Origin of the sequence: Citrobacter sp. BIDMC107, from assembly GCF_001037575.1 — a bacterium.
GTDB lineage: Bacteria > Pseudomonadota > Gammaproteobacteria > Enterobacterales > Enterobacteriaceae > Citrobacter > Citrobacter freundii.
This window is the reverse complement of the sequence record NZ_KQ089849.1, coordinates 41,560-63,349: the sequence shown is the minus strand read 5'-3', so window position 1 is coordinate 63,349 and position 21,790 is coordinate 41,560. Positions and strand designations below refer to the sequence as shown.

The following is a 21,790-nucleotide window of genomic DNA, read 5'->3' as shown; positions in this document are numbered from 1 at the left end:
TAATAGATCAATATTCTTAAATTGATCGTTTAAATCGATCGGTTTAATCATATGCGGCTGTGTTTATCGCCGTTATCACAATCCCGCTATTCGTCGTTCCGACTGAAGAACCACTTGCTGTTGTTGATGAAAGTCCTTTTATTCTTGTTCCCGCACCTTCATTGAAGCACCCCGTTCCCACATCCACAGGCTGGATTATTGGTTGTCCGCCAGGTGCTGAACCAGCATGCAGAAGAACAGACCCCAGCCCCATCGGATTTACAGCCCATTTGCCTGTCATGTATGTATCGATGTTAAGCCCACCCGTTGCAGCGCCAGGTGAACCTATAGTTGTAAGGTCGCTTAATACCCGGGACTCATTCGTAAGTACCAGTGTCCCTTCGGCATCCCATATAGCCACACCCCAGGCCGGAAGCGTAAGCGGATATATGGCAAAAAAATAGGCCTCAAGGACAAAAGCCGATCCCCTGTAATTAGACGCATCAACACTGAACGTATTGCCACTTTTTGAAGCTGATATCTTCGCCGGGGCGCTGGTTCGTGCAAATGCAATCCCTCCCTTCTGACCGTCGATAGTAACGGACGCCGAAGCACTGTTAAAATTCCCCCCAAAAGTTGAGTTTACCGTTACTTTTCGGTAAAGCGTCATTGGTGTGGAATCAGGCGTGATAAAAGGGTTCCCGTTTGGTAATGAAATCAATGCGCCATATTTAGCCATCTACGCAGTCTCCGCAAAAACGATTAACTGCACTTTGACTGCCGGGTAATCATTAATCCCATCACTACCTGAAGGCTGTATTGTTATGGTGTTTCCAGATGCAATAATATTTCTTTTATCTGTGTAACTTATTGTCCCTTTATCCTCCAGAGTACCAACCGCAAAACCGACCTTTAAACCGGGCTCGAGGTTGAACTGGTAGCTTCCCGTTTTCTGACCTAAAGCAAGATCGATGATACCCACCACAGTTACAGGTTTAATGCCATAGTTATTCGGGACACCGTTAGCGTCCCATGTCTGAATTCCCCATGTCATCAGAATACCCCTGTTAATTTGCCAATCTGCACGCGGAGAACCCCATTACTATCTTTAACGCTGTAATTGAGATTGGTCATTTTCGTTGCACCCTCCCCGGCAACCGCCCCATTCATTTCAAACGTCCCGTCTGATTTCATAATGGTGCCGGTTTGCCCCTGCACATAATTAGCGGACCGCAGCTCACCAATTTTTGCCAGCGTGATTTGGCTATACTGAATAAAAGCATCGCTGATAAATACCTGACCGTTGATGACAGCAAACGGAGAATATTGTGTATCGCTACTGCCACTCATCAGGACGAACTGATTAGCGTTAAACCCGACGCGGGTGACTACCGCCTTACCCGCTTCCGCCAGCACCGCGATCGACATCCCGGCGTTATACATCACACCGTTTATTCGAACCCCGGTTTTAAGGGTGTAAATCGCAGATGCACCAGTAGCATCAACCACGGCGGTTAGCTTATCTTCCAGCGCGGCAATCACATCATTGAACTGCGCCTGCACCTGGGTGGACATCTCCGCCATCGCCTGATTCACATCAGCGATGGTCGTTTTGACCACCAGAATATCCGCGCGCACTTCGCCATACTGCGCCCACTGGTGTTCCACGGTTGCATGGTTGGCCAGCGCATTCTGCAACGCGGCTTCCAGGTTGGTATCAATGTCGCTTGTCAGGCGGTCACCGTCTGCAGAAGTCAGGAAGTCATCAGCAATATCGCCCAGGTAGTCGTCAGCATTCGCGTTGGATTGGCCACGAACCCAGTCGGTCCAGCCTGATTCATTACCCGTTCTGTCTACCAGCTGCGCGCGGTACCAGAATTCCTGCCCCGCCTTCAGCCCCAGTTGGGTGTATTCGGCAGACGGATAAGGCACATCCGACAGCAAAAGAGGATTAGAGAAATCACTGTTCGCGGTGTACTGAATTTCCGTTTTCAGCGTATCCCCGGTATTAGCCGGGAATCCCCAGTTCAGGCGAATCCCCCAGTTGATCGGCGTTGTCGCAAAGCCGACAGGTTTCGGCGGATTTCCCACCTTGCCCGTTAGCGTTTTCTCTTCGGAGTAGCCCCAGCCAGAGGAAATTTCAGCGGCATTAATGGCACGCACACGCACGAGGTAGCGCCCTGCATAAATACCAGAAACATCGAATGACGTGGTGGAGCTGCGCGGCACGTTTACCCAGTTACCATCATTGCGGCGCCACTGTGCCTCGTAGGCGATAGCATTCTGCGCCTGGTCCCAGCTCACACGCATGGTTTCGACGCTGATATTCTGCTGCACCACTGAAAACGAGCTGATCACAATGTTAGCCGGCGGCGACTGGTTACCCGGCGGGATTACACTCACCGGCCGCTGGTCAATGATGGCTCCGGTATCGATACGGGCATATTTATCCGGGTCATGCCATGCGCCAGTAATAGAAAAAGTGCCATCATCATTATCGGAGACGCTGACAACTCGATACTGCTGGGCGTAGAGCTCGTCTGACTCAACCACCCATACAGCTTCGGCCTGTGGTGTCTCACTGTATGCCGTGGTGACTGTGATAAATTCCCCGTTAACTGCCTGAATGGTCCTGCTCTGTGACGCTCCTGAAGGAAGGTTGAGAATCAGTCGATCGCCTGCTGCTGCATCAGCAACGCGGTCAAGTTTGATAACGCGACCATTAACGGCGCTGATGCGCCCCCCCATAACTTTGCCGGACAGAAGCTCGTCTGATACAGCGATGATGTATCCCGGCTGCGGAATGTTTCCGTCCAGGCCAACATCAAACGAAACAACGCGATCCTTATTGTTGGTGAGAATACCCCAGCGCCCCTTTCGGTTCGCTTCTGATTGCCGGGTGCAGCCGATGGCTGTCATTTCCAGCTGATTAAATCCGTACCGGGCCACCAGAGGCTGCTCAAACACCGGCTCCATCGCATCCGCATAGGCGTTACCCGGATCAGACCAGGAAACCAGCGCTGTGGTATACCGCGTTTTTGTCGTGCTGCTGGAATAGGTAAAGCGTCCGTCGATAACGTTAGCGCGGGTGTAAGCGTAATCCACATCTCTCGGCATATCGGCAAGCGCAACAATCTGATCACCGCCCCAGTACGTCATACCCCGGAATATAGCCGCAAAGTCACGCAGCACAGTGTAAGCGTCATTCCTGTCCTGAACATAGACGTTACAGGTATAGCGTGGCTCTGTCCCGCTTCCACCCTTTCCATCCGGTACCGGCTGATCGCAATACTGCGATACCTGGTACAACGTCCATTTATCGATGTTGGCTGCACTCAGGCGATTACCCAGACCAAAGCGATCGGTAATAACCAGATCGTAAAATATCCACGCCGGGTTATCGGTCCAGGCCCACTTAAACGCGCCCTGCCATGTACCACTATAAGTCCGCGTATCGGGGTCATAGTTATCAGGCACTCGGATCACCCGGCCACGTGGTTCACAGGATATCTGTGGAATCGAACCATTGAACTGACTTGAGTCGAATTCGATGTACAGCAGCGCGGTGTTCGGATAGCGCAACTTGGCATCAATCACCTCCGTGAAGCTTTGCAGCGTCATCGTGTCGCCGATCTTGGCGCTGTTTGCGTCAGCGGTAATCTTACGTAGTCGGATTGTCCAGGTGCTGCCAGCCTGCGGTAAATCAATACGGTGGCTGCGCTCATAACCAGACGTCGTTTTGCCGGTTACGCTGGTATTAAGAACGGTTTGCCAGGTCCCACCATCAGTTTGCAGGTCTATTGCATAATTGATGGAATACCCTACCAGATCGCCGTTGTCCTCTTGCTTAAACAGAGAAGGCCATTTCAGTCGCAGGCGAACGGCTGATAGTTGGGTGTTGGTGAAGGTACGCGTCCAGGCTGTTGCGCTTGATACTTCAGTTCCAACGTTGATTTCGTTTTCGGTACCGGGAATGCCCTGAATGTAATTTTGTGCCTGAGTTCCCGCGCGAAATTCCCACGTCACGCCGCTAAAGTTTTTGGTGCCATCGGAGTTTTCCAACGCCGTGCCGTCCAGGTAGATATTTTTTCCGGTTAATTGCCCTGCAAATTCCCCTTCCCCAAGCGCAACGAGGATTTTGGCCTTCGCTACAGATTGCAGATCATCAGGCTGTTCGGTAGGGGTTCGTGAACTGGAACTGCCGCCCTTGCGGCCTTTAATCTGGGTTGCTGTAGCCATATTGCGCCCATAAAAAAAGCCACCATAAGGTAGCCTGAAAGGAAGATTATTTTGTTATTGCTGGTCTTCGACGTATATACCAGCAGAGATGATCGCCCCGCCAATGCGTCTGCGACCATAAAGCAGCGGGACCGGATAACCTTGTGCGGCAGTATTTGTCACCCCACCGAAAGCATATGAAGCGTGGTTATCTGCACTTTGCTTACTGGCAAGACCTGACGGTTGAGGTGAGAGCATCTGAACAACGCCGCCAAGTGCCATTGCCGCACCAATTTTCATCATAGGCACGCCAACAGCGCCGCCCCCAAAATATGTTGCTACAGCACCAACTACAACTAAAGCTGCTCCCAATATGGTTTGTAACACGCCAGCTTTTTTACTGCCTATAACGACAGGAATAATGCGAATAACCTCACCTGAAACAGGATATCCAAGATCAGATTCACTCAGATTTTTTTTACCTTTGAACACCGCATAAGTAAGACCACGCAGCTTACTTGAATTCAGAAACTTTTCGAATCCATTAATTGTACAGCATAGGGCTCTTACTGCTTCGGATGTGCTTCCGACTAATCGATAGTGTTGTTTACCAAATGTCTTCCCAAGAACACCACCTAATTCTATTTGCGTCATAACCTCAGACATAATCGCTCCATAAAAAAACCACCAGGAGGTGGTTTCATTGCACTGTAGTAGGTTTTATATCTACATTGGCATCATTGTCTATATATATTCTGACAGTCTTACTATCATCAGTTTTTATATTTATATAGCGTTCTTGCCTTTCAATTCCGGAGTTACACATACCTTTCCCATCAAATGTAGCTCCGACCGCCCATTCACCTGGAGGCAGATGAAAAATAGCCTTTTCCTTCTGGTTTAAAATTGCGGCTTTCTCACCGTTGATATACAAACTTGCTGCACAGCCTGCAGAGATAAATCCGCTGTCACGCACAACAGTAAGTACACCATCATTCGGATTAGTCTCTTGAAATTTATAGATCTGATTTGCCGGAGCAAGTTTTGCTTTACTTGGAGGAACCACCTCAGTTGAACATCCAGACAATAACGCAATAGACAAGACTAAAAGTATTTTGTTCATATTCCATTCCCTGAGTAAACGTCCATAAAGGTTAGCACAGAGATTTATGCCGTAGAACCTTCATCGTCCGTTCCTGCCAGTAGCCGCCATAAGGCACACGCTGACTCAAATGGCCATAAAGATGGTGGAGTAGCATATTGCCTTCCAGCAGGATCCCTGCATGGTTCCACTTATTAGCCTGGACCTGCATGATGACCATGTCACCTGGCTGCGGCACACCGCTGAATTCACGGAATCCGCATTCATACCAGCAATCGTGGTAGAAGTTTTCGGGATAACTGTCTTCCCACCAGGGATAATCCACGCGGTAATCCGTCAGCTCAATGTCATGCGTTTGCCGGAAATAGCTCATCACCAGCCCCCAGCAATCGAAGTGACCAAGCACAAATGGGCGCTCCAGTAGCGGCAGCTCGCCCCGCGGCTGAATGGTACGCAGATCCCCCTCCGGCCAGCTGACGATGTGCCACGGAAGTAACGTAGCGTCACACTGTGCCTTATCCAGTTCGCTCGCCTGCGTCGTGGCATCCGGGTGGCTGTGGACAATGGCAATCACTGTTCCCCAGTCTTCGGCAGCGGCGTAATCTTCCGGCGACAGGTGGAAATGCTCTGTCGGATCGGTTGCCAGATTACGGCAGGGAATGTACCGCTGCACCCTGCTTTTTTGCACCACTACGCCGCAGCATTCGCGCGGATATTCAGCAGCAGCATGCGCCATAATGGCGTCGATAATTTTCTGACGCATATCAGCTCCTGATCAGGGATGTGCCAGGGAAACCACCGAACGGCAACTCGTTCCCCTCGCCATGTCTCAACTTGCACGCAGTGAGTGTACCGGGGCATTCATCGAGCGATGGATCGTTAACCGGGTTGTTGTGTTTGTCGAAATAACGCGTTCCGGCATAGTCACATCCATCACCGGAGCGGTATTTGTTACGGATACACCAGGTACAAAGCGAATGTAGCTGGCGCGTCGGGATCATCAGCCCCTGCAGGTCCATTGGACTGGACAACGTAAACGCCACCACTTCGTTGGTTTCAGTGCTCTTGGCGTCAATGTAAAACACCTTCAGCTTTTCCTGCTGCGGATCCGCCGACGGGTTGCCCTCCGGATAGTTTTTCGCATCCAGATACTGCGCCAGCGTGTCATGAATCGTGACCTTTGCCTGCAGCAGGTCATCATAAGCAAGACACAGCGCCGTAATGGAACTGTCCAGGTTAGCGACCGACAGCGTCGGCTGCGCGCTGGTCCCGTCGGTCGCCGTCTCAATACCCTCGATCTGGCAGGGCCAGGCTTTATATTCCTGCCCCTGCCACCAGATCGATTTCGCCGGTAGCTTATTGTCATCTCCACCAGCAGCAGCAATTTCATCGGGAGTGTGGGCAATATTGTGGGCGTGGAAGCGGAGAACGTCGGAAACACCAAATGCGGTGCCATCGACATCAAAAAGCCGGACAACATTGCCCGGCTCAAGTTTCTGATAATCACTGTTTAAGCTCATGGTGCAAACGCCTGTTCAAAGGTGGCTGATACGGTTTCCACCGTTTTACTTTTGGTGACACGCTGCAGGCTGTCTGCCTCAACGCGCCACAGCGCAAGATCACCGCCTGGCGGGGTAAACGAAAATGATTTCGTCTTATGGCGCCGCAGGAAAGCATAAATATCCCGGACGGTTTGCGGTTCGCCGGTAAATGAAAACTCATAACTGAGCGTTTCATCATTCATCCCGGCACCTGACACCTGCTTATAGCCATCACCAAACTGCGCCGTACGGATGGTATCCTTACTTTTCAGGGTCGGCTGGCTGGATGCTTTAATCCGCCATGCAAAATGCTCGATCGCCATTACTTACCTCTGTTTTGTTGCATTCCAGATGATGCCACCGGGCCGGACTTCTCTGGTGATACCTTCCCTGATTGAGCTGTTGATCACCTGCTGATAGGCTTTCCCCAGCGCATCGCCGCTTCCTTTCTGTAGACCGGAATCCCCCTGGCCTGTTGTCACCGAAACCGGCGCATACACGCTGATGCCAAAAGGAGAAGCAACGCCACCGCCACTCCCACCGACCAGACCACCAGTCGCATAGCCGCGCATCATGCGATAAAGGTTGCCGACACCGATTCGGTTAGTGGCCTCCTGCGTAAAGACAAACTCTCCACGGTGCACCACACCTGCAGGCTCATATTTGCCGCCGGATCCGGTATAACCACCACCAGCAAAACCCAGCGCTGACGTGGCAGAACTGACCAGGCCAGCCATGGCCTGTTTCATCAGGATCTGCGTCAGCATCGACAACATGGAACGGGTGAAATCTGCCCAGTTTGCTTTACCTGTCGTCAGCATATCGGCCATATTCTGGCTGATACCATCGAATGTGGCTGAAGCAGCGGACTTCATCGAACCATAGGCATCAGCTGCTGAATCGGCATAGTCAGCCCACGCTGATTTCGCCCCGGCCTGCCAGTTGCCGCGGAGCTCGTCCTGTGCGGCATAATATTTCTTCAGTGCATCCAGTTCGTTCTGATAACCCTGATCGGTGTCCGTACCGCCGGCATTCATCCAGCCCTGCCGCAACTGTGCCTCTTCGTTTTTCCGCTGCGCGCCGCGACTGCTCATGCTGCCCCCGGCCACCAGCGCCCGGGTTTTCTCCCCAATCTGGGTAACGTACTTCTGCGAGCTGTCCTGCAGGCGGTTTAACCGTTCCTGGGCAACAATCTGATCGCCCAGCCGGGCATTCACTTCGGCCCGCGCCAGTACCTCGTCTTTGTTCGCCAGCACCGATTTTTCATCGGCGGTCAGCGCGCGCTTTTTGGCGGCCTCTTCTAGCACCGAAAAGCGGGATTGTTGTTTCCACAATTCCTGCCGCTGCTGGCTGATGGTATCCGTGATGCTCTTATGCTCCTGCAGAGTGCGTAACTGCGCCTCCAGCTCCAGCGTCTGCGCGCTGGCAGTATCGACACTTTTTACACCTGCAGGTGTTTTTACCGCTGAAGGGGCTTTGGGTTTCTTCAGCGAGTCGTCGTATTCTTTTTTCGCAGCTTCCAGATTGATGTTGTAGTCAGCCTGGAGGATCCGTCCGTCTTTAAGCGCCTTGTTCAGTTCATTCTGACGGGCCGTGTACTTCTCCAGCGCAGTCTGCGTCTTTGCATAATTCGACTGCGCCTGCGCGGCATACTTCTGGCGGTCAGATTCAATCACCGCCTCGCGGGCGGCGTTATCCTCAGTGGCCTTTGCCACGCTGGCCTGCTGCTGCGCCATTTCCAGTGCAAGGCGGGCAGACTCCCGATCGTTCCAGTAGCTGGCACGCGCATCATCATTGACATAACCATCACCTTTACGCAGATTCCAGATTTCATCCGCCCGCTTAAAGGCCGCTTCCGCTTTGGCAACCATCTCCTGCGTGGTGTCAGGCCGCCCGATATCGAGCGCCGCATCCCACATCGATTTAAAGGCACGCTTCAGGCTGTCGGCAGCAGACTCAATCGACCCCATATTGTCGCGCAGGCTCTTTGTCTGCTCACGAAAACCGTTCGTCGCCGCATCATTAGCTGCCTGCAGCGCCCCTGCTTCATCACCGGCGCGTTGCAGTTGCGCCACATAAGCAATCTGTTCCGCGGTAACGTTGTGGAACTGTTGCGCCATAGCAATAAGGCCTGAAGTCGGATCATTCGTCAGTTTGCCAAATGCCGCTGCCACCTTGTCGACCGGCACGCCCGACGCATCGGTGAACTTCGCTACCGCCTGACTCATCTCATCGAACCGGGCACCGGCACGCACTCCGGCGTTGACCAGCTCCGTCAGCGCGCTGCTGGTCTGGTTAAACGTGAGTCCCGCCTGCTCGCCGGATTTCGCCAGCACCAGCATGCGGTTTGAGGTCAGCCCGGCAGTGTTACCGGACAGGACCAGCGTTTTGTTGAAATCAGACAGCGTGGACGAGCCCTGATACCAGGCGTAAACCACCGCGCCAGTGGCGGCAGCCAGCGCGCCAACCCCCACCATCACCGGCGATATGGTGCCCAGCAGCGCCCGGAAGGTCGGAATAATACCGCCGAAGGAGTCTTTCACCTGACCGCCCTGCTGCAGCAGGATAAGCCACGGACTCTGCCCACCGGCCAGCTGAGTGGCGATATCCGTAAACTGCGCAGGCAGCATACGCATCGCGGCGTTATACTGGCCTACAGAAATACCGGCCTTCTTCGCTGCGCTCTCCTGGCGGGTAAATGACTGTTGCACTTTCAGGGCAGAGTCATTCGCTGCGTCCCCCGTCTGCTTAAACTGCCGTTTTACGTACTCCATCTGCTCGTTGAACTTTGACGAATTAACGTCAAGGTTCACGACCAGGTCACCCACTGCCGTCTGGGCCATAGCGAACACCTCCTGAAATGCCCTCGGCCTTTGCCATCAGCACAGCGTCACCGGGTTCATCGTCGGCAATATCCTCCGCTGAAGGTGAAAGCAGGCTGAAGCTGGCAGGGGTTGATGTGGTTTTGGGGTCAAGCGCGGTGATAACGATATGCATCAGCGAGGAAAAATGTGCATCCAGTTGCACATCATTAAAAAAATTGTCCTGGTAGAACATTCGCCAGTCGGCGTATTCCGTTGACGACATACCAGCAAGCATGGCGCGCCAGTCCGGGCGGCGAAATTCACGCGCCAGTTTCAGGACGAATGTCAGCTCGCTGGCGAGGACTTTTCCAGACTGACCGGCTCAGTCACAGCGATATCCTCTGGATCATTCGCTTCCTGCAGCGGCACCATGCCGGATAACAGCTTCACGCTGTACTCTGCTGCGGAAACAATCTCCAGCGGCCAGGTCATCAGCACTTCATTCTGGATCTGCTCAACGTCTTCTTTCGGCGTTTTGTGCGTCCCTTTCAGGGGATGTCCATGCCATAAAGACATGGCCACCAGCAGTGCGCCGGATTTAATCGTCATATCCATCGCCGCCTGCATGTCGGCATCAGTGATACTTTCCAGCGTCTTCAGGTGTTCAAGATGCTCAATACGCTGCAGCGCCGACAGTTCGTAGAGCGTGACGGTCTTACCGTTGCGTTCGAACGGCTCACTTTTTAAAAACATGGGTTACTCCAGAAAGCGGGGCCACAAGCCCCGGAGGTCAGGAAATGGTGACTTTACAGGTCGCGACAAACAGCCCGTCGTTGGTCATCACGATAATGTCGGCGGTTCCGGCGGCAATGCCGGTTACCGTCAGCACCGCACCGGCGACAGTCACCGTGGCTTTACCTGCATCCGTGGTGGTGGCCCGGAAAGATTGATCACTCGCGCTGGCTGGCGCCACGGTGACATTCAGCGTGGTGGTGGCAGCAACCGCAACGGTGGTGGTCGATTTATCCAGGCTGACGCCGGTTACGTCTATCACTGCAGCAGCGCTGTCTTCAGCAAGACCTGGCTTGCCGTTGTTACTGATTTTGACAGAACGGGTAATGGTGTCTTTTGCCGTCACCGTTTTACCCAGGCTGCTTACCCAGCCACGGAATACATCGATGGCGCCATTCGGGTATTTGATTTTGTACGCCAGCACGGTACCGTCATCAAACCAGCGAACCAGATACTGCTGCCCGCTCTCGGCAGGTTTCCAGGCCAGCGTAAAACTGGCCTCCCCCGCCGATTTCTGTCCCTGCGCGGTAGCAGTCCAGTCGGCATCATCGTCATCCAGATAGGTATCATCGTTTGATTCGGCAGTCAGTTCACCGGGCTGCAGATCTTTAATCTTTGCCAGGCGCGTCCAGTCAACATCCGATAATGGGTTGGCGAAGGCGTTACCCGATCCGGAATAAATCCAGAGCGTGGTGGTGGCACCCTTTACCGGCGCCAGTGGGTTTGGTGTAGTCATTACGTCCTCACATAATGTAGCTGATGGAATAACTGAGGTCGGCAGATCCCCACGTCATGGCCTCTTCATCGCGCTGATAGTCATACCCCTGAGCCGCCATCAATTCGAGAAGATTTGCCAGTTCGGGAACATCAGCCATTGCCGGATAGATGCGGTCCTCCATCCAGGAATCCAGAGCACTGTCTGTAGCCGTGGCTTTCAGAAACACCTCAACATGCAGCACGGCTGTCCACATATCTTCATCAACACTTTCATCCGAGGCTCGGGCGTCAGAAAGGTAAACCGCAACCGCCGGAAGATCCTGCTCATCCAGAAACCCAGGACGACCATCGAACCATGTCACTGCATCTGAGATATTGCGCTGGAGCGCGGTTAGTACGGCTTTCCGGATATCACTGTTTTTCATCGTTTAAGGATTAGCCTCAGTTGGTTAGACAGGTTCTGTCGCATAATTTGCGGCATACGTTCGTCCATAAGTTTTGGCACTTCATCCCGGAATGTCTCGGTCAGGGGAATTGCTAAGGGAATACTGACCACTTCAATGGGGTACCGGCTCTTCGTGGTACGCCGCAAGACATGCCAGCGACCGCTTGCCAGTTGCTGAATAAAGGCCCCAGGAAAACGAAAGCGCCCCACACGCAGCTCACTGTTCGTGCCTGGCTTATCGCGTTTACGCCGTGACAGACGCATGCTGGATGGCCCCAGTTTGATAGCGGGAAGATTACCGCGGTTTATGCGAATCAGCGCGCGCGGTTTCGCCACCGTCGCCCGACGTACCCGTGCACGCTGCCTGACAAGTTTTCGGGGGACGCGGGTTGATTTCGCGACAGTGGACACGCTGCGATTGACCGCCTGTGTGGCGATACGGTTCACCGTCTGGGCGGAAGCGCGCGGTACAGCTTTTTTACTTATGCTGTTCAGGTTGGCAATGGCCTGCTCCAGCCCTTTAATCGACATATTCCCTCCTGCTTACTCGATAAAGATGCGCGGTTTGCCGTTAAAGCGTTCGTGACGGGTAAGATGGAATTCCTCCCCTTCAAAAATCACCACGTCATTACGACGGGGACTGTATCCTGAGGTAAACACCACCAGCGATCGCCCTGTTCCGCTCAAAGGCCCCATTTCTTCCAGAAACTCAGCCGGAATAACAATCATGGGCTCCCCGTTGATGATCGCTGGCTTGCCCATTTTGTTTACCGTGACCGCATCCATGCGGCTGACAAGTCTGTCAAAGGGATTAAGCATTGATTTTCACGGCTACAATTGCGGAACTGGCAGCAGCATCTTCCCAGGCTACCCCAGCCAGATCGGCTCCTGTCGCGTCGTTCTGCACTTTGCCATCTTTGATATGAACCTGCTCACCGATGGTGATCGCATCGGTAGTCAGCTTAGGCAGCAGGAAAACCCCTTCGGCAAAACCGTCCCCCGTCTGGCCTGCCGGAATATCAGTAATGGCAATCGCCACGACTTTCCCCACCATCACCGGCGAACCACTCAGGATCGCACCGCTGCCCGTGTTGGCAATCTCAATAGTTTTGCCATGCTGTACAAAATTCTTCGCCATAAATTCAGTCTCCAACCAGCCCCGTACGGGGCCGAATTCAGATACAAAAAAAGCCCTTATGGGCTGTGATGTGCTGCTTGAGTGGAAGGGATTATTTCCCGGTTGATTTCGCCAGGCCGCGATAATCCAGAGGAGATACACCGGCATCGATGCGCACTTTGGTGGCAATACCGTCGGTCGTGAAGCCTTCCTGCTGATCGATATACGGAGTATCAACGCCGTTCAGGTAAGCCACTTCGATGGTGTCCGTGCCCTTAGCGGCGGCCAGATACCAGGCGCTGGTGTCTTTGGCGTCAAGACGCGGCTCCGAGATAACTTCAGCAAAGTTCTGAATTGGGTTCATGATACCGGCGTTGATATCCGCCCCTTTCACACTGGCAGACTTGATCGTCTGGTTTGCCAGGGTTTCGAGCGCGACAGGCACCAGCATGAATGCCGGGCGAATATTCAGGGGACGCTCACCCTCGTTCTGCAGACGCATCATCTTGCGCGCTTCATCAAGGCTGGCTACAGAAATCGCGCCTGCGGAAATATTACCGTGATCAGCATGGAACAGCGGCTTACCATCAGACAATTTCGCGTTTTCGGTCAGAACGGCATACACTAGGTCGCCAATCGTCCCTTTTGCTGCACGGCCCATCTTCATCGGTACATCGGTTAACTGATTCAGATCGTCGTTGATGATCGCCTGACGGGTAATAGAGAAGATTTCGCCGTAGGTGGCCAGCGCGATGCTTTCACCTTTATCTTTGGTGGTCACATACTTATATTCAGCACCTTCGCGTACCTGACGCAGGGATGAGAAGCCGCCCAGACCGACACGATGCGCCGTTTTAAAGTCAGACAACTGGCCTTTCTTGGTCCACTGCTCAAAAGTTTCTGCCGCTTCCTCCCAGCCCTGCAGTAACGCTTTATTAGCAACGTCGAGCAGGATATTACCGAAGTCAGACGTGCTGTGCGTCAGTGCCATACCGACCATTTGCATCGGGTTATAGCTGGAAACGCCGATGCCGCGTTCGGTCAGTGCCATACGGGCATATTCGCGCAGCGTCATGCCGTTATAGACGTTGTCCCGCTCCAGGCTCTCGAAGCCCGCGCGCGCCATCAGTGCCTGGCGAACTCCGTCGCCAACAAAGTTACCGTTCCCGGCGTAAATGTGCGCATCCGTGGTTTTATTCGACGGTGTTGCATTTTTGCCCAGCGCCGCCAGCAGTTCATCTTTAGCCTGAGCCACTGTGCATTCCGGATCCGCGATGCATTTATTCTGCAGCTCATGATGCTTGCCGCCGAACATCGCAAAGAGATCGTTGATACCATTTACGCGGCTCTTTTGCTCGGCGAGAACCTGAGCACGGATTGTCGCTTCATCTGATGCTGCCGGCTGAGGCGTAGTCACCTGCGGCTGAGGTTGTTGTGGCTCACGCGCAGTGGTATTGCGCGGTGGGGTGATCATGTTGCGAATGCTGTTTGGCATCTTTTCAAAATCCTCGATACGTTTTGATTGAATACAGGCCATTGCCTGCAGAGAGGTAGTGACCTGATCGGCAAAGCCATGCGCTAAGCATTCTTTACCGTCCATCCAGGTTTCATCGTCCAGCATGGCGGCGATTTCTTCGGTCGTTTTTCCAGTTTTCTCCGCGTAGGCAGGGATCAGGACAGACTCGACCTTATCCAGCAGATCGGCATAATCCCGCATGTCGTTGGCATCACCACCCGCAAATCCCCATGGTTTATGGATCATCATCATCGTGTTTTCCGGCATAATTACCGGGTTGCCAACCATCGCAATCACCGAAGCCATTGAAGCTGCCAGACCATCAATGTGAACGGTGATCGCCGCGCCGTGATGCTTCAGGGCATTAAAAATGGCGATGCCATCAAAGACATCGCCACCGGGCGAATTGATGTGAAGGTTGATATGGGTAATGTCGCCCAGCGCCTTAAGGTCATTCACAAACTGGCGCGCCGTCACCCCCCAGTAGCCGATCTCGTCGTAGATATAAATATCCGCTTCGTTGTCGGCGCTGGCCTGCATACGAAACCAGGAATTACTTTTTGCGCTGGCTTTCGGACGGTGGTGCGCCCGGTTCTTTGGCTTCGGCACTTGTGCCTCCTTTGTCATTAGCAGGGTCAGTGTCAAACACCAGCCCCATCTCTTTGTTTTCGTCGATCTCTGCCTTCCGGCGCGCCTTCACATCGTTCGGGTTACGTCCGCTGGCGCGGACCCAGTCGGATTCCGTTGCCGCTCCGCCCCGGATCTGTAACTTCCAGGCATTGGCCTCTTTAACCGGATCGATCCACGGCATAACAGGGCCGGAATACACCGCCGAGTACAGCGACTCCATATCCAGACCGCGGGGTAATTTAATCTCGCCAGCGGCCACCGCCATTTTCAGCCAGGCGCGGTACATTGGCCGGGTCACCGCGCCAATAAACCAGTCCTGTAAAATGAGATAGCCATCTGTTGATTCCACCAGTTCCTGCCGCTGCGCGCTGTAGGTGCCGTTGTAGTTCCTGGCTGTGCTTGAAAAGCTGAGTCGGCTGCCTGCTGCGACAGCGCGAAGTTGCCCATTACGGAAGGTTTCAAGGTTAGGATTGGGCCTGTCAGATTTCACCATGCCGATATCTTCACCAGGCTTCAGATCGTCATAAATGATGCCTGGTTGAATCATCACTTCCCGATCATCATCATCGGAAGAACTGTTACTCTCTTCGAAGCTTTGCCCGTCTCCCTTTTTGATGTACATACCCAGCGCAGCAGCAATACGTGCGGCGGTGAGCTCAGCATCTTCATACTCTTTAAGTGCGCTCAGACGCATCAGTACACCGGATAGCATCGATACGCCCCGGGTCTGGTGCAGACGGCGGACAAATTTAAGATGCAGCATGTTTTCCGCATCCACTTCTTTGGTATCAAGCTGACGGCCTGAAACGGGCAGGCTTTTATAAACCTGATATTTCCTTGGTCTGCCCCAGTTGTCGACGAATACCCCCTGATTAAGCTGGCTGGCAGCATCGCTGTTCATGGGAATAAAATCTGGTTCAAGCGCTTCAAGCCAGAAAGGGATACCGGCTGCTGGCGTAAGACCATTCCCGGTTCCACTGACAAGCTGGGCAAACACTTCGCCATCCCGCAGCCAGGTGCGCAACATCAGGCGCTCAAGCATCGGGCGGGTAAACTGGTTCGTGACATCAGGCCTGACAGACCATTCTGCCCATTTATTACGGATCTGATCTGCCAGCTTTTTGGCGATTTTACCGTTCATCAGTTTGGGATGGGGTTCAACAATAATTCCGGCTTTCCCAACCACCCGCTCTTCCAGCTTATCGAACACCCCAATCACCAGATCGTGATTGTTATCGAGCCACCGGGCCTGCTCCCGCAGTGATACCGCCCCCATTTTGCTGAGCTGATCAGCTGAACGATTTTCACGACGCCCTTTGTGCGTTCTGGTCGGGGTAACGGCTTCATATGCCCTGATTTTCGCGCGCGCCTGCAGACGGGCTGCTTTCCAGCCTGGCGAAAAGACCCCAATCGCATCATCTAAAAGGCTCATTCAAACCTCGCCAGTCGGTAACCGGGTCGCCCGCGGCGATGAGAAATAAGAGAAGAGAGCCGACGCTCCCACTCCTGACGCCCTTTTCGGATTTCAGACAGGTTCTCCATCGTCATTTCCTGCCCATTGAAACGGATAGTTTTACCATCCAGCACCGCCATTTCGGCTTCGGTATATCGCTGGATCATGGCTTCAATATCAACACGGTTCACAACCATCCTCCTGATGTACTCCAGGGGTTAGAATCATCGGTTACGGGCTTCTTCCGCTTCCGTTTTTTGGTGGGTACTGGTTCTGGTGTCTGGGATGCCGCTTCGCCAGCTTCCGGCGGCGCGTTCTCCAGCCAGGTTTCCCGCCTCGCCCACTCAGGAGCAGCGGGCCATTTGATTTTCTCGTAGCCGTGGAGGATGGCGAGCGCATCAGCGTAGACCAGCAGGTCAAATGCTTCGTTTGCACCACGTCCCGGCTTACTCCATTTGCCATCAGTCGATCGCTCCTCATAGGTCAGTTCATCGTAAAACCAGCTGCCGAGCCAGTCAGGGAAATGCACATAGCCAGGGCCTGGTGAATCACGCCACAAAGCGTTGTTCACCCGGTCTTTCAGAGCATCGGTCTGGATCAAGTAAAGCGGGACATCACCAGAAGCCTGTGCCCTTCGGCTTGAACGTCCGGTATTATCAGGAAAGGTTCGGGAGATAAGTTTGGATCGGCGGACACTGTCGCCTTTGAACAGGTAAATCTGTTTTCCGAGTCCTTCACGACGACACTTACGCCAGAATTTATAAGCGTTGTCGGTCACACCATCCTCACCGCCGGAGTCAACGGCCATCGCCATCAGCCGCATACACCTAGTCGGATCCGATGCCATTGGCCAGGCTTTGTTAAACACATCGGTCAGCAATAAATCCCAGTCTTCCGGATAGCTTGCCGGGTCAATCTGCTGGCTCTCGCCATTGGCGTCATAGCGCATCGACTGCCTGATATTGTAGCGGTCCACCAGCCAGCGCTCTCCCATGCTGCCGTAGCCAGTAACCTGAACAACAAAACGCCGGTTGCGCCCCGCCTGAACATCGACGGTCGCCATAAGGAAACAAACCCCGTCCGGAACAGAGCGCTTTGGTACAACCTCCGCACGCTGCTCAAGCAGTTCACTTTTGCGCTGTTCCATGCTGGAGCGAGGAAGATACGGACGCCCAAAGTCGGTGTTGATTACCGTCTTCAGTGCTTCCTCGCTGCCAGTGGCCTGATAGTCCTGCTCAGCGGTAAGAAATTTATAGATGAGCTGCGCCCAGGTCTGGTACGCGGCGGCAGGGCCTTCCATCCAGAAGGAGGCAATGCGCGAGCGTCGCCCTTCCCCAGTGATAACACCATCGTTGTCGATGGTTTGCCCATCCCGCAGCCACTTCCCTTTCATATTGAGCGAACGCTTCATATCCGCAGTGATGTGCTCTTTACAGGCAGGGCATTGAAGACAGGCTTTCTCGCTGGCCTGAACAGGGTCCGCGATATCGCGGTAACCTGTCATATTGTCCATTTCAGGCTGGAAATATTCACCGCAATGTGGGCACGGCCAGTAAAGGCGACGGCGATCACCACGGTTGTACAGCGACAGAATCCCCGTTGAAGGAGGTGCTTCATGCGGTGAGCTACGGCGCCATTTTGTGTCACGTATGTCGCGGCCCGGCGAACTCTCAACCAGTGTCATACCTGACGACATGAACGTTGTTGTTCGCTTTGATGCCAGTGAAAAGGCGTCACCTTCCCCGTCAATGTCTTCCGGGAAACGGTCATAGTCGGTCAGTGCCACGCATTTATAGTCCGATGAGGACATGATATTGACCGATGGCCAGCCGATTTTCAGGTAGTTCCCGGCGCGAAACGTGCGGTCATATACGTTGTTATCATTACGCCGCGGGCTCAGTCGGGCTTTCACTTCAGGGCTGCAACGGAATGTACGATCAAGACGCTTTTTGGAGTGCTCGCGCGCCTTTTCCTCAGTCATCTGAATCAGGAGCATATCAGCCGGATCACAGACAACGTTGTAAACAATCCAGCCATCAATCAGACCAATGGTTTTACCCGTTCGCGCCGGACCAACAAACACTACCGCGTCATATTCACGCGATGCCAGGCAGTTCATCGGTTCAATCACGTAAGGTGCCAGATCCGGATCCCATGGAACGGAGTTACCCGCCCCCATCGGCACGCGCATATAAGTACTGACCGCATCGGCCACCTGCATTCGACGCGGGGCACGTAAGATACCGGAAACATCGCGGCGGATGCCTCTGGCGGATGCCCGCTTTGCCATCAGTCCTCCTCTGGCTCTTCCTCCTCTGCTTCAGCGTCCTGCACCCTCTCCGCCATCTGATCGCGCAGGTCATCAATAACGCTCTGCACGCGAGAAACCGCAACAGGCGTTAATGCACAGTCACGCTCAAGTACATCAGGGAGGGTTTCAAGTACCATGACGACGGCTTTCGCCATCAATGAGAATTCGCGCGCCACTTCATCAGCGGGAATGAGCTGCCCCGTATCCTGCTCAAACTTGAGTCGCTCATTCTCCGCTTTCCAGTGGGAAAGCCTGTCCGATGGCAGCATGTCATCGATATTGGCTGACACAGTGGGGATCATCAGTTCGGTCAGAATGTCGGTGATCAGGTAAAGCTTTAATTTGCTGTTGCTACCTGGTGCCGGTTCAATATTTTTCAGCCTGGCGGCGACCGTCTGACGGTGTACGCCAGTGATCCCCGCCAACTGGTTGATATTCAGTTTTAAAGTGGCAATTTCCTGGTCCATGATGGTGAACACTTTTTAAACGATTCGACATCTGCACGAAATCGCCTCCAATGAGATCAATAACCTGCGCAAATGATGATGATGACCTTAGATCTGAAAAACTAGCCGTTTTCCGCGAGCACGCCGCCTCGTGGCTGATCGCCCCCCCCCGGAGTACCTCATTAAATGAGAGTGCATATCATTTAATAATTTTTTGATGACGATGAACTAGAAGCCAAGGCGCACGCGACCTTCAGAGTCATTCCGATTAGTGGTTCTCCATGCCGACCCGGCTAAGGGATTGTCATCCGTACTGTCTTTTAGCTGACTCGTCAGCTTTCCGGTCTTAGACAGGTAAAGACGTGCACCGCGCTGCTAGGTCTCGGATGCGACCTTCGGCAGATTGAACACACCTGACATCATAAGCACACCTTCACCGCCATCTGCGATGTCATGCTGTACAATACCGATGATGGAACCAACAACAACAGGTTGACCTGAAACGACAGCATCTCCAGTTCTATTGTGCCAGCCCATGGTTGTTCCGTCCTGGTAATAGTTCTTTGTCATTTAGATAGTCTCTGTTAATGAATTAAATCGGAAAGATACAACACAGATGTCTATTGCGGATAGTAATCTGCATAAATTATCTAACAAAATTTAATTTATATAATTTATTAAGCCAGAATATAATGGCTCAATAAATTAGATTGAGAGAAGCTCGTCAAACCAAATTAAAATATAGGAAATGTTTTATGCTAACCCATCCTTATATAACTCTGCCAAGTACAATAAGTTTGCATTTTTATTTTCAGAATTCAACATCTCCCCATATTTATCCGTAACTTTCACAAACCCTATCCCTGCAGTTAAAAGACCTAAACCTGTTACTAAAGGGTTTGATACATCAGCTATAGCTGTTAGCGCACCAAGTACGGTAGTCGTAAAGTCCTTTGAGTTAGGCATTTCTAATTTCATGCTATATCGGTCAAAAGAAAACCCTTTATGCATTTCACTGATTCTATTGATATTCTTAAGGCTATCATTAAAATCAGCATATGCTTTTTTCTTAAATAATGGCTCATCTGGTGCACTGGCCACATTCTCATATAGCTCATCCAAATAATTATGCAATGAGTTGAGAGCATCTCTATGCTTTGTTTTAAATTCTAAAACTTGCTCTGGCCTGACATATTTAGATGGAACTGGTAAGGCATTGAACAGTTCAAATTGTAAGTTTCTAAAATCATCATGTTTTGATGTCGGGAGATTTAAATTAACTCCAATTTGGTGTAGCACATACAGACAATCTAGATTATCACGCTGCATTTCCTCAAAAATTCTTAATTGTTGAGCAGGGAATTGTGTCGGGTATAAATCAGTGTTATATCCAGTACTAAACAATGGTCGTGTGATAACTCCCAGTTTAATTAATTCTTCTTCGTTTGGAAGCACATATCGAAACTCTTTTGAACCAGGAATAATTATCTCATCCCAATATAAGGAATAGTAGTTAAGATCAGTTTCACTAAGCCCTGTGGTTTGCATAAAACCGCCACCAGCAAGAACTTCAAACCCCATAGGGGATGCAACAACACCTCTTTTCATTGCGACACCTTCTCATTCAATTTGGTCTCGCCATTAAAACATACTTACAACCTAGTAAAAAACCTAGCAAACTCTAATTATTAGAATTGTTGTAAAAAATACATAAAGCGCCAAAGATCTTTCTACTACGCTTCATAACCATAAAAATTAACTTATGCTTAACGGGTTGGATTTCTAACCACCTGATAGCTTCCCTGTCGTCGTTACAGCGCACCAGATATTGAGTCTGCCCAAGCCTGCAGAGCCTGCAGGTCGAGTTTCATCTTCCCGCCACACTGTCCGGAATAAGCGATATGCTTATCATCCCGGTACAGGACGGCCATGTCGTTCAGCTTATTGCGTCCAGCCAGATCGAGAAACTGGTAAGCCAGGTGTGGCTCGGGTGATTCGATGTAAGGCAGGTGCCAGTTACCAGCAATCGGCCAGGCGTCATCATCCCACAGGAAGATATGCTCACAACCTGCATCCATCAGCGCGGAAAGGCTGGCGTTCTTTGCGGCCACAATACCGAGTGATGCGCTATGGCGAAGCAGCTGCACGCCGTCGGGAACTACCGCTGCAGCTATTGAACCATCATCGACAACCACCACCAGCGCCCCGGCGGGAAGATGCTTCATGTGTTGTTCGAGCGCTCGTTTTAAAACGTCTGCACGCTGATGTGTTGAAATGGCAATACCGATCCGCGATGAAATTGCGCAGGCGGGTGCATACGAGACACCATTAATAGTGACCTGCATTTGATTTTCCTTTTAGGCGTGAGTCTGTCGCACGGCAAAGCCGCCAAGAGGTAACGGTTTACCCAAGCTCACCACTGAAAGACTCTCTTTGATGTGAGCGTGCGATGCGCATGAAATTCCGGTCCGGATACATGTGTTTTTATCAGGATATCCAAACCAATTTGCTTGCCTTATTTTGGTCGTCACCGAAGTAAATCCGTGCAATGGAGATGTGAGCAATGAGTCTAGAAAAATTATTAATCAAAGACAGGAAGTGCGGTACCTGTTCTGTTTGTTGCCATTCGTTACGAATCGAGCAACCTAATCTTAAGAAGCTCGCCGATGTGCCATGCCAGTACCTTAGACCACAAGGAGGATGCTCGATTTATAATGCA

Annotated in this window: 23 protein-coding genes and 1 pseudogene; all 24 read right to left on the bottom strand. The window is 52.2% G+C overall.

The annotated features are described in order from the left end of the window. Window positions 1-43: 43 nt before the first annotated feature. Window positions 44-718, bottom strand: a complete 675-nt coding sequence (locus SK39_RS21175; RefSeq protein WP_048217471.1) for a hypothetical protein — start codon at window positions 716-718, stop codon at window positions 44-46. Beyond that, a complete protein-coding gene (locus SK39_RS21170; protein WP_044700331.1) occupies window positions 719-1,033 on the bottom strand; it encodes a hypothetical protein in 315 nt (104 codons plus the stop codon). After that, window positions 1,033-4,218 carry a TipJ family phage tail tip protein gene (locus SK39_RS21165; protein WP_048217470.1) on the bottom strand — a complete coding sequence of 1,062 codons (3,186 nt, stop codon included), beginning with the start codon at window positions 4,216-4,218 and terminating at the stop codon, window positions 1,033-1,035. Before SK39_RS21165 ends, SK39_RS21170 begins: the two co-directional genes overlap by 1 nt. Before the next feature lie 54 nt (window positions 4,219-4,272). Beyond that, window positions 4,273-4,863, bottom strand: a complete 591-nt coding sequence (locus SK39_RS21160) for a tail assembly protein (RefSeq protein WP_048217469.1) — start codon at window positions 4,861-4,863, stop codon at window positions 4,273-4,275. A gap of 34 nt (window positions 4,864-4,897) precedes the next feature. Beyond that, a complete protein-coding gene (locus SK39_RS21155; protein WP_048217468.1) occupies window positions 4,898-5,320 on the bottom strand; it encodes a hypothetical protein in 423 nt (140 codons plus the stop codon). A 31-nt stretch (window positions 5,321-5,351) separates the two neighbouring features. Beyond that, on the bottom strand, window positions 5,352-6,062 hold the full coding sequence (locus SK39_RS21150; protein WP_048217467.1) for a C40 family peptidase: 711 nt from the start codon (window positions 6,060-6,062) through the stop codon (window positions 5,352-5,354). Window position 6,063: 1 nt separating this feature from the next. After that, entirely contained in the window at window positions 6,064-6,819 is a 756-nt protein-coding gene (locus SK39_RS21145) for a phage minor tail protein L (protein WP_045445169.1), read from the bottom strand. Then, a complete protein-coding gene (locus SK39_RS21140) occupies window positions 6,816-7,163 on the bottom strand; it encodes a phage tail protein (protein WP_048217466.1) in 348 nt (115 codons plus the stop codon). The genes SK39_RS21145 and SK39_RS21140 overlap by 4 nt, the downstream gene beginning before the upstream one ends. Before the next feature lie 3 nt (window positions 7,164-7,166). Further along, entirely contained in the window at window positions 7,167-9,683 is a 2,517-nt protein-coding gene (locus SK39_RS21135) for a phage tail tape measure protein (RefSeq protein ID WP_048217465.1), read from the bottom strand. Beyond that, entirely contained in the window at window positions 9,661-9,939 is a 279-nt protein-coding gene (locus SK39_RS21130; protein WP_003826206.1) for a phage tail assembly protein T, read from the bottom strand. Before SK39_RS21130 ends, SK39_RS21135 begins: the two co-directional genes overlap by 23 nt. A gap of 50 nt (window positions 9,940-9,989) precedes the next feature. Next, window positions 9,990-10,397 carry a phage tail assembly chaperone G gene (gene gpG / locus SK39_RS21125; RefSeq protein WP_003826205.1) on the bottom strand — a complete coding sequence of 136 codons (408 nt, stop codon included), beginning with the start codon at window positions 10,395-10,397 and terminating at the stop codon, window positions 9,990-9,992. A 37-nt stretch (window positions 10,398-10,434) separates the two neighbouring features. Continuing rightward, entirely contained in the window at window positions 10,435-11,172 is a 738-nt protein-coding gene (locus SK39_RS21120; protein WP_048217464.1) for a phage tail protein, read from the bottom strand. A gap of 7 nt (window positions 11,173-11,179) precedes the next feature. Further along, the gene (gene gpU, locus SK39_RS21115) at window positions 11,180-11,578 is read right to left on the bottom strand and encodes a phage tail terminator protein (protein WP_008784478.1); all 399 of its coding nucleotides are present in this window, start codon (window positions 11,576-11,578) and stop codon (window positions 11,180-11,182) included. After that, complete coding sequence (locus SK39_RS21110) at window positions 11,575-12,129, bottom strand: phage tail protein (protein ID WP_048217463.1); 555 nt, start codon at window positions 12,127-12,129, stop codon at window positions 11,575-11,577. The genes gpU and SK39_RS21110 overlap by 4 nt, the downstream gene beginning before the upstream one ends. Before the next feature lie 12 nt (window positions 12,130-12,141). Next, window positions 12,142-12,417, bottom strand: a complete 276-nt coding sequence (locus tag SK39_RS21105; protein ID WP_048217462.1) for an ATP-binding protein — start codon at window positions 12,415-12,417, stop codon at window positions 12,142-12,144. Next, window positions 12,410-12,736 (bottom strand): DUF2190 family protein, encoded by a 327-nt coding sequence (locus SK39_RS21100; RefSeq protein WP_048217461.1) that lies wholly within the window; start codon window positions 12,734-12,736, stop codon window positions 12,410-12,412. The genes SK39_RS21105 and SK39_RS21100 overlap by 8 nt, the downstream gene beginning before the upstream one ends. A gap of 91 nt (window positions 12,737-12,827) precedes the next feature. Then, a complete protein-coding gene (locus tag SK39_RS21095) occupies window positions 12,828-14,858 on the bottom strand; it encodes a ClpP-like prohead protease/major capsid protein fusion protein (RefSeq protein WP_181595367.1) in 2,031 nt (676 codons plus the stop codon). After that, on the bottom strand, window positions 14,785-16,293 hold the full coding sequence (locus SK39_RS21090; RefSeq protein WP_044700357.1) for a phage portal protein: 1,509 nt from the start codon (window positions 16,291-16,293) through the stop codon (window positions 14,785-14,787). Before SK39_RS21090 ends, SK39_RS21095 begins: the two co-directional genes overlap by 74 nt. Continuing rightward, entirely contained in the window at window positions 16,290-16,505 is a 216-nt protein-coding gene (locus tag SK39_RS21085; RefSeq protein ID WP_001082414.1) for a hypothetical protein, read from the bottom strand. The genes SK39_RS21090 and SK39_RS21085 overlap by 4 nt, the downstream gene beginning before the upstream one ends. Then, entirely contained in the window at window positions 16,502-18,604 is a 2,103-nt protein-coding gene (locus SK39_RS21080) for a phage terminase large subunit family protein (protein WP_048217460.1), read from the bottom strand. Before SK39_RS21080 ends, SK39_RS21085 begins: the two co-directional genes overlap by 4 nt. After that, window positions 18,604-19,092 carry a DUF1441 family protein gene (locus tag SK39_RS21075; protein WP_044700360.1) on the bottom strand — a complete coding sequence of 163 codons (489 nt, stop codon included), beginning with the start codon at window positions 19,090-19,092 and terminating at the stop codon, window positions 18,604-18,606. Before SK39_RS21075 ends, SK39_RS21080 begins: the two co-directional genes overlap by 1 nt. A gap of 354 nt (window positions 19,093-19,446) precedes the next feature. Next, window positions 19,447-19,641 (bottom strand): DUF2190 family protein, encoded by a 195-nt coding sequence (locus SK39_RS26940; protein ID WP_048217559.1) that lies wholly within the window; start codon window positions 19,639-19,641, stop codon window positions 19,447-19,449. A 183-nt stretch (window positions 19,642-19,824) separates the two neighbouring features. Then, window positions 19,825-20,679 carry a DUF6236 family protein gene (locus SK39_RS21065; protein WP_048217459.1) on the bottom strand — a complete coding sequence of 285 codons (855 nt, stop codon included), beginning with the start codon at window positions 20,677-20,679 and terminating at the stop codon, window positions 19,825-19,827. A gap of 269 nt (window positions 20,680-20,948) precedes the next feature. After that, window positions 20,949-21,416 (bottom strand): annotated as a pseudogene (locus SK39_RS21060) (glycosyltransferase family 2 protein); the annotation flags it as partial. Window positions 21,417-21,790 lie beyond the last annotated feature (374 nt).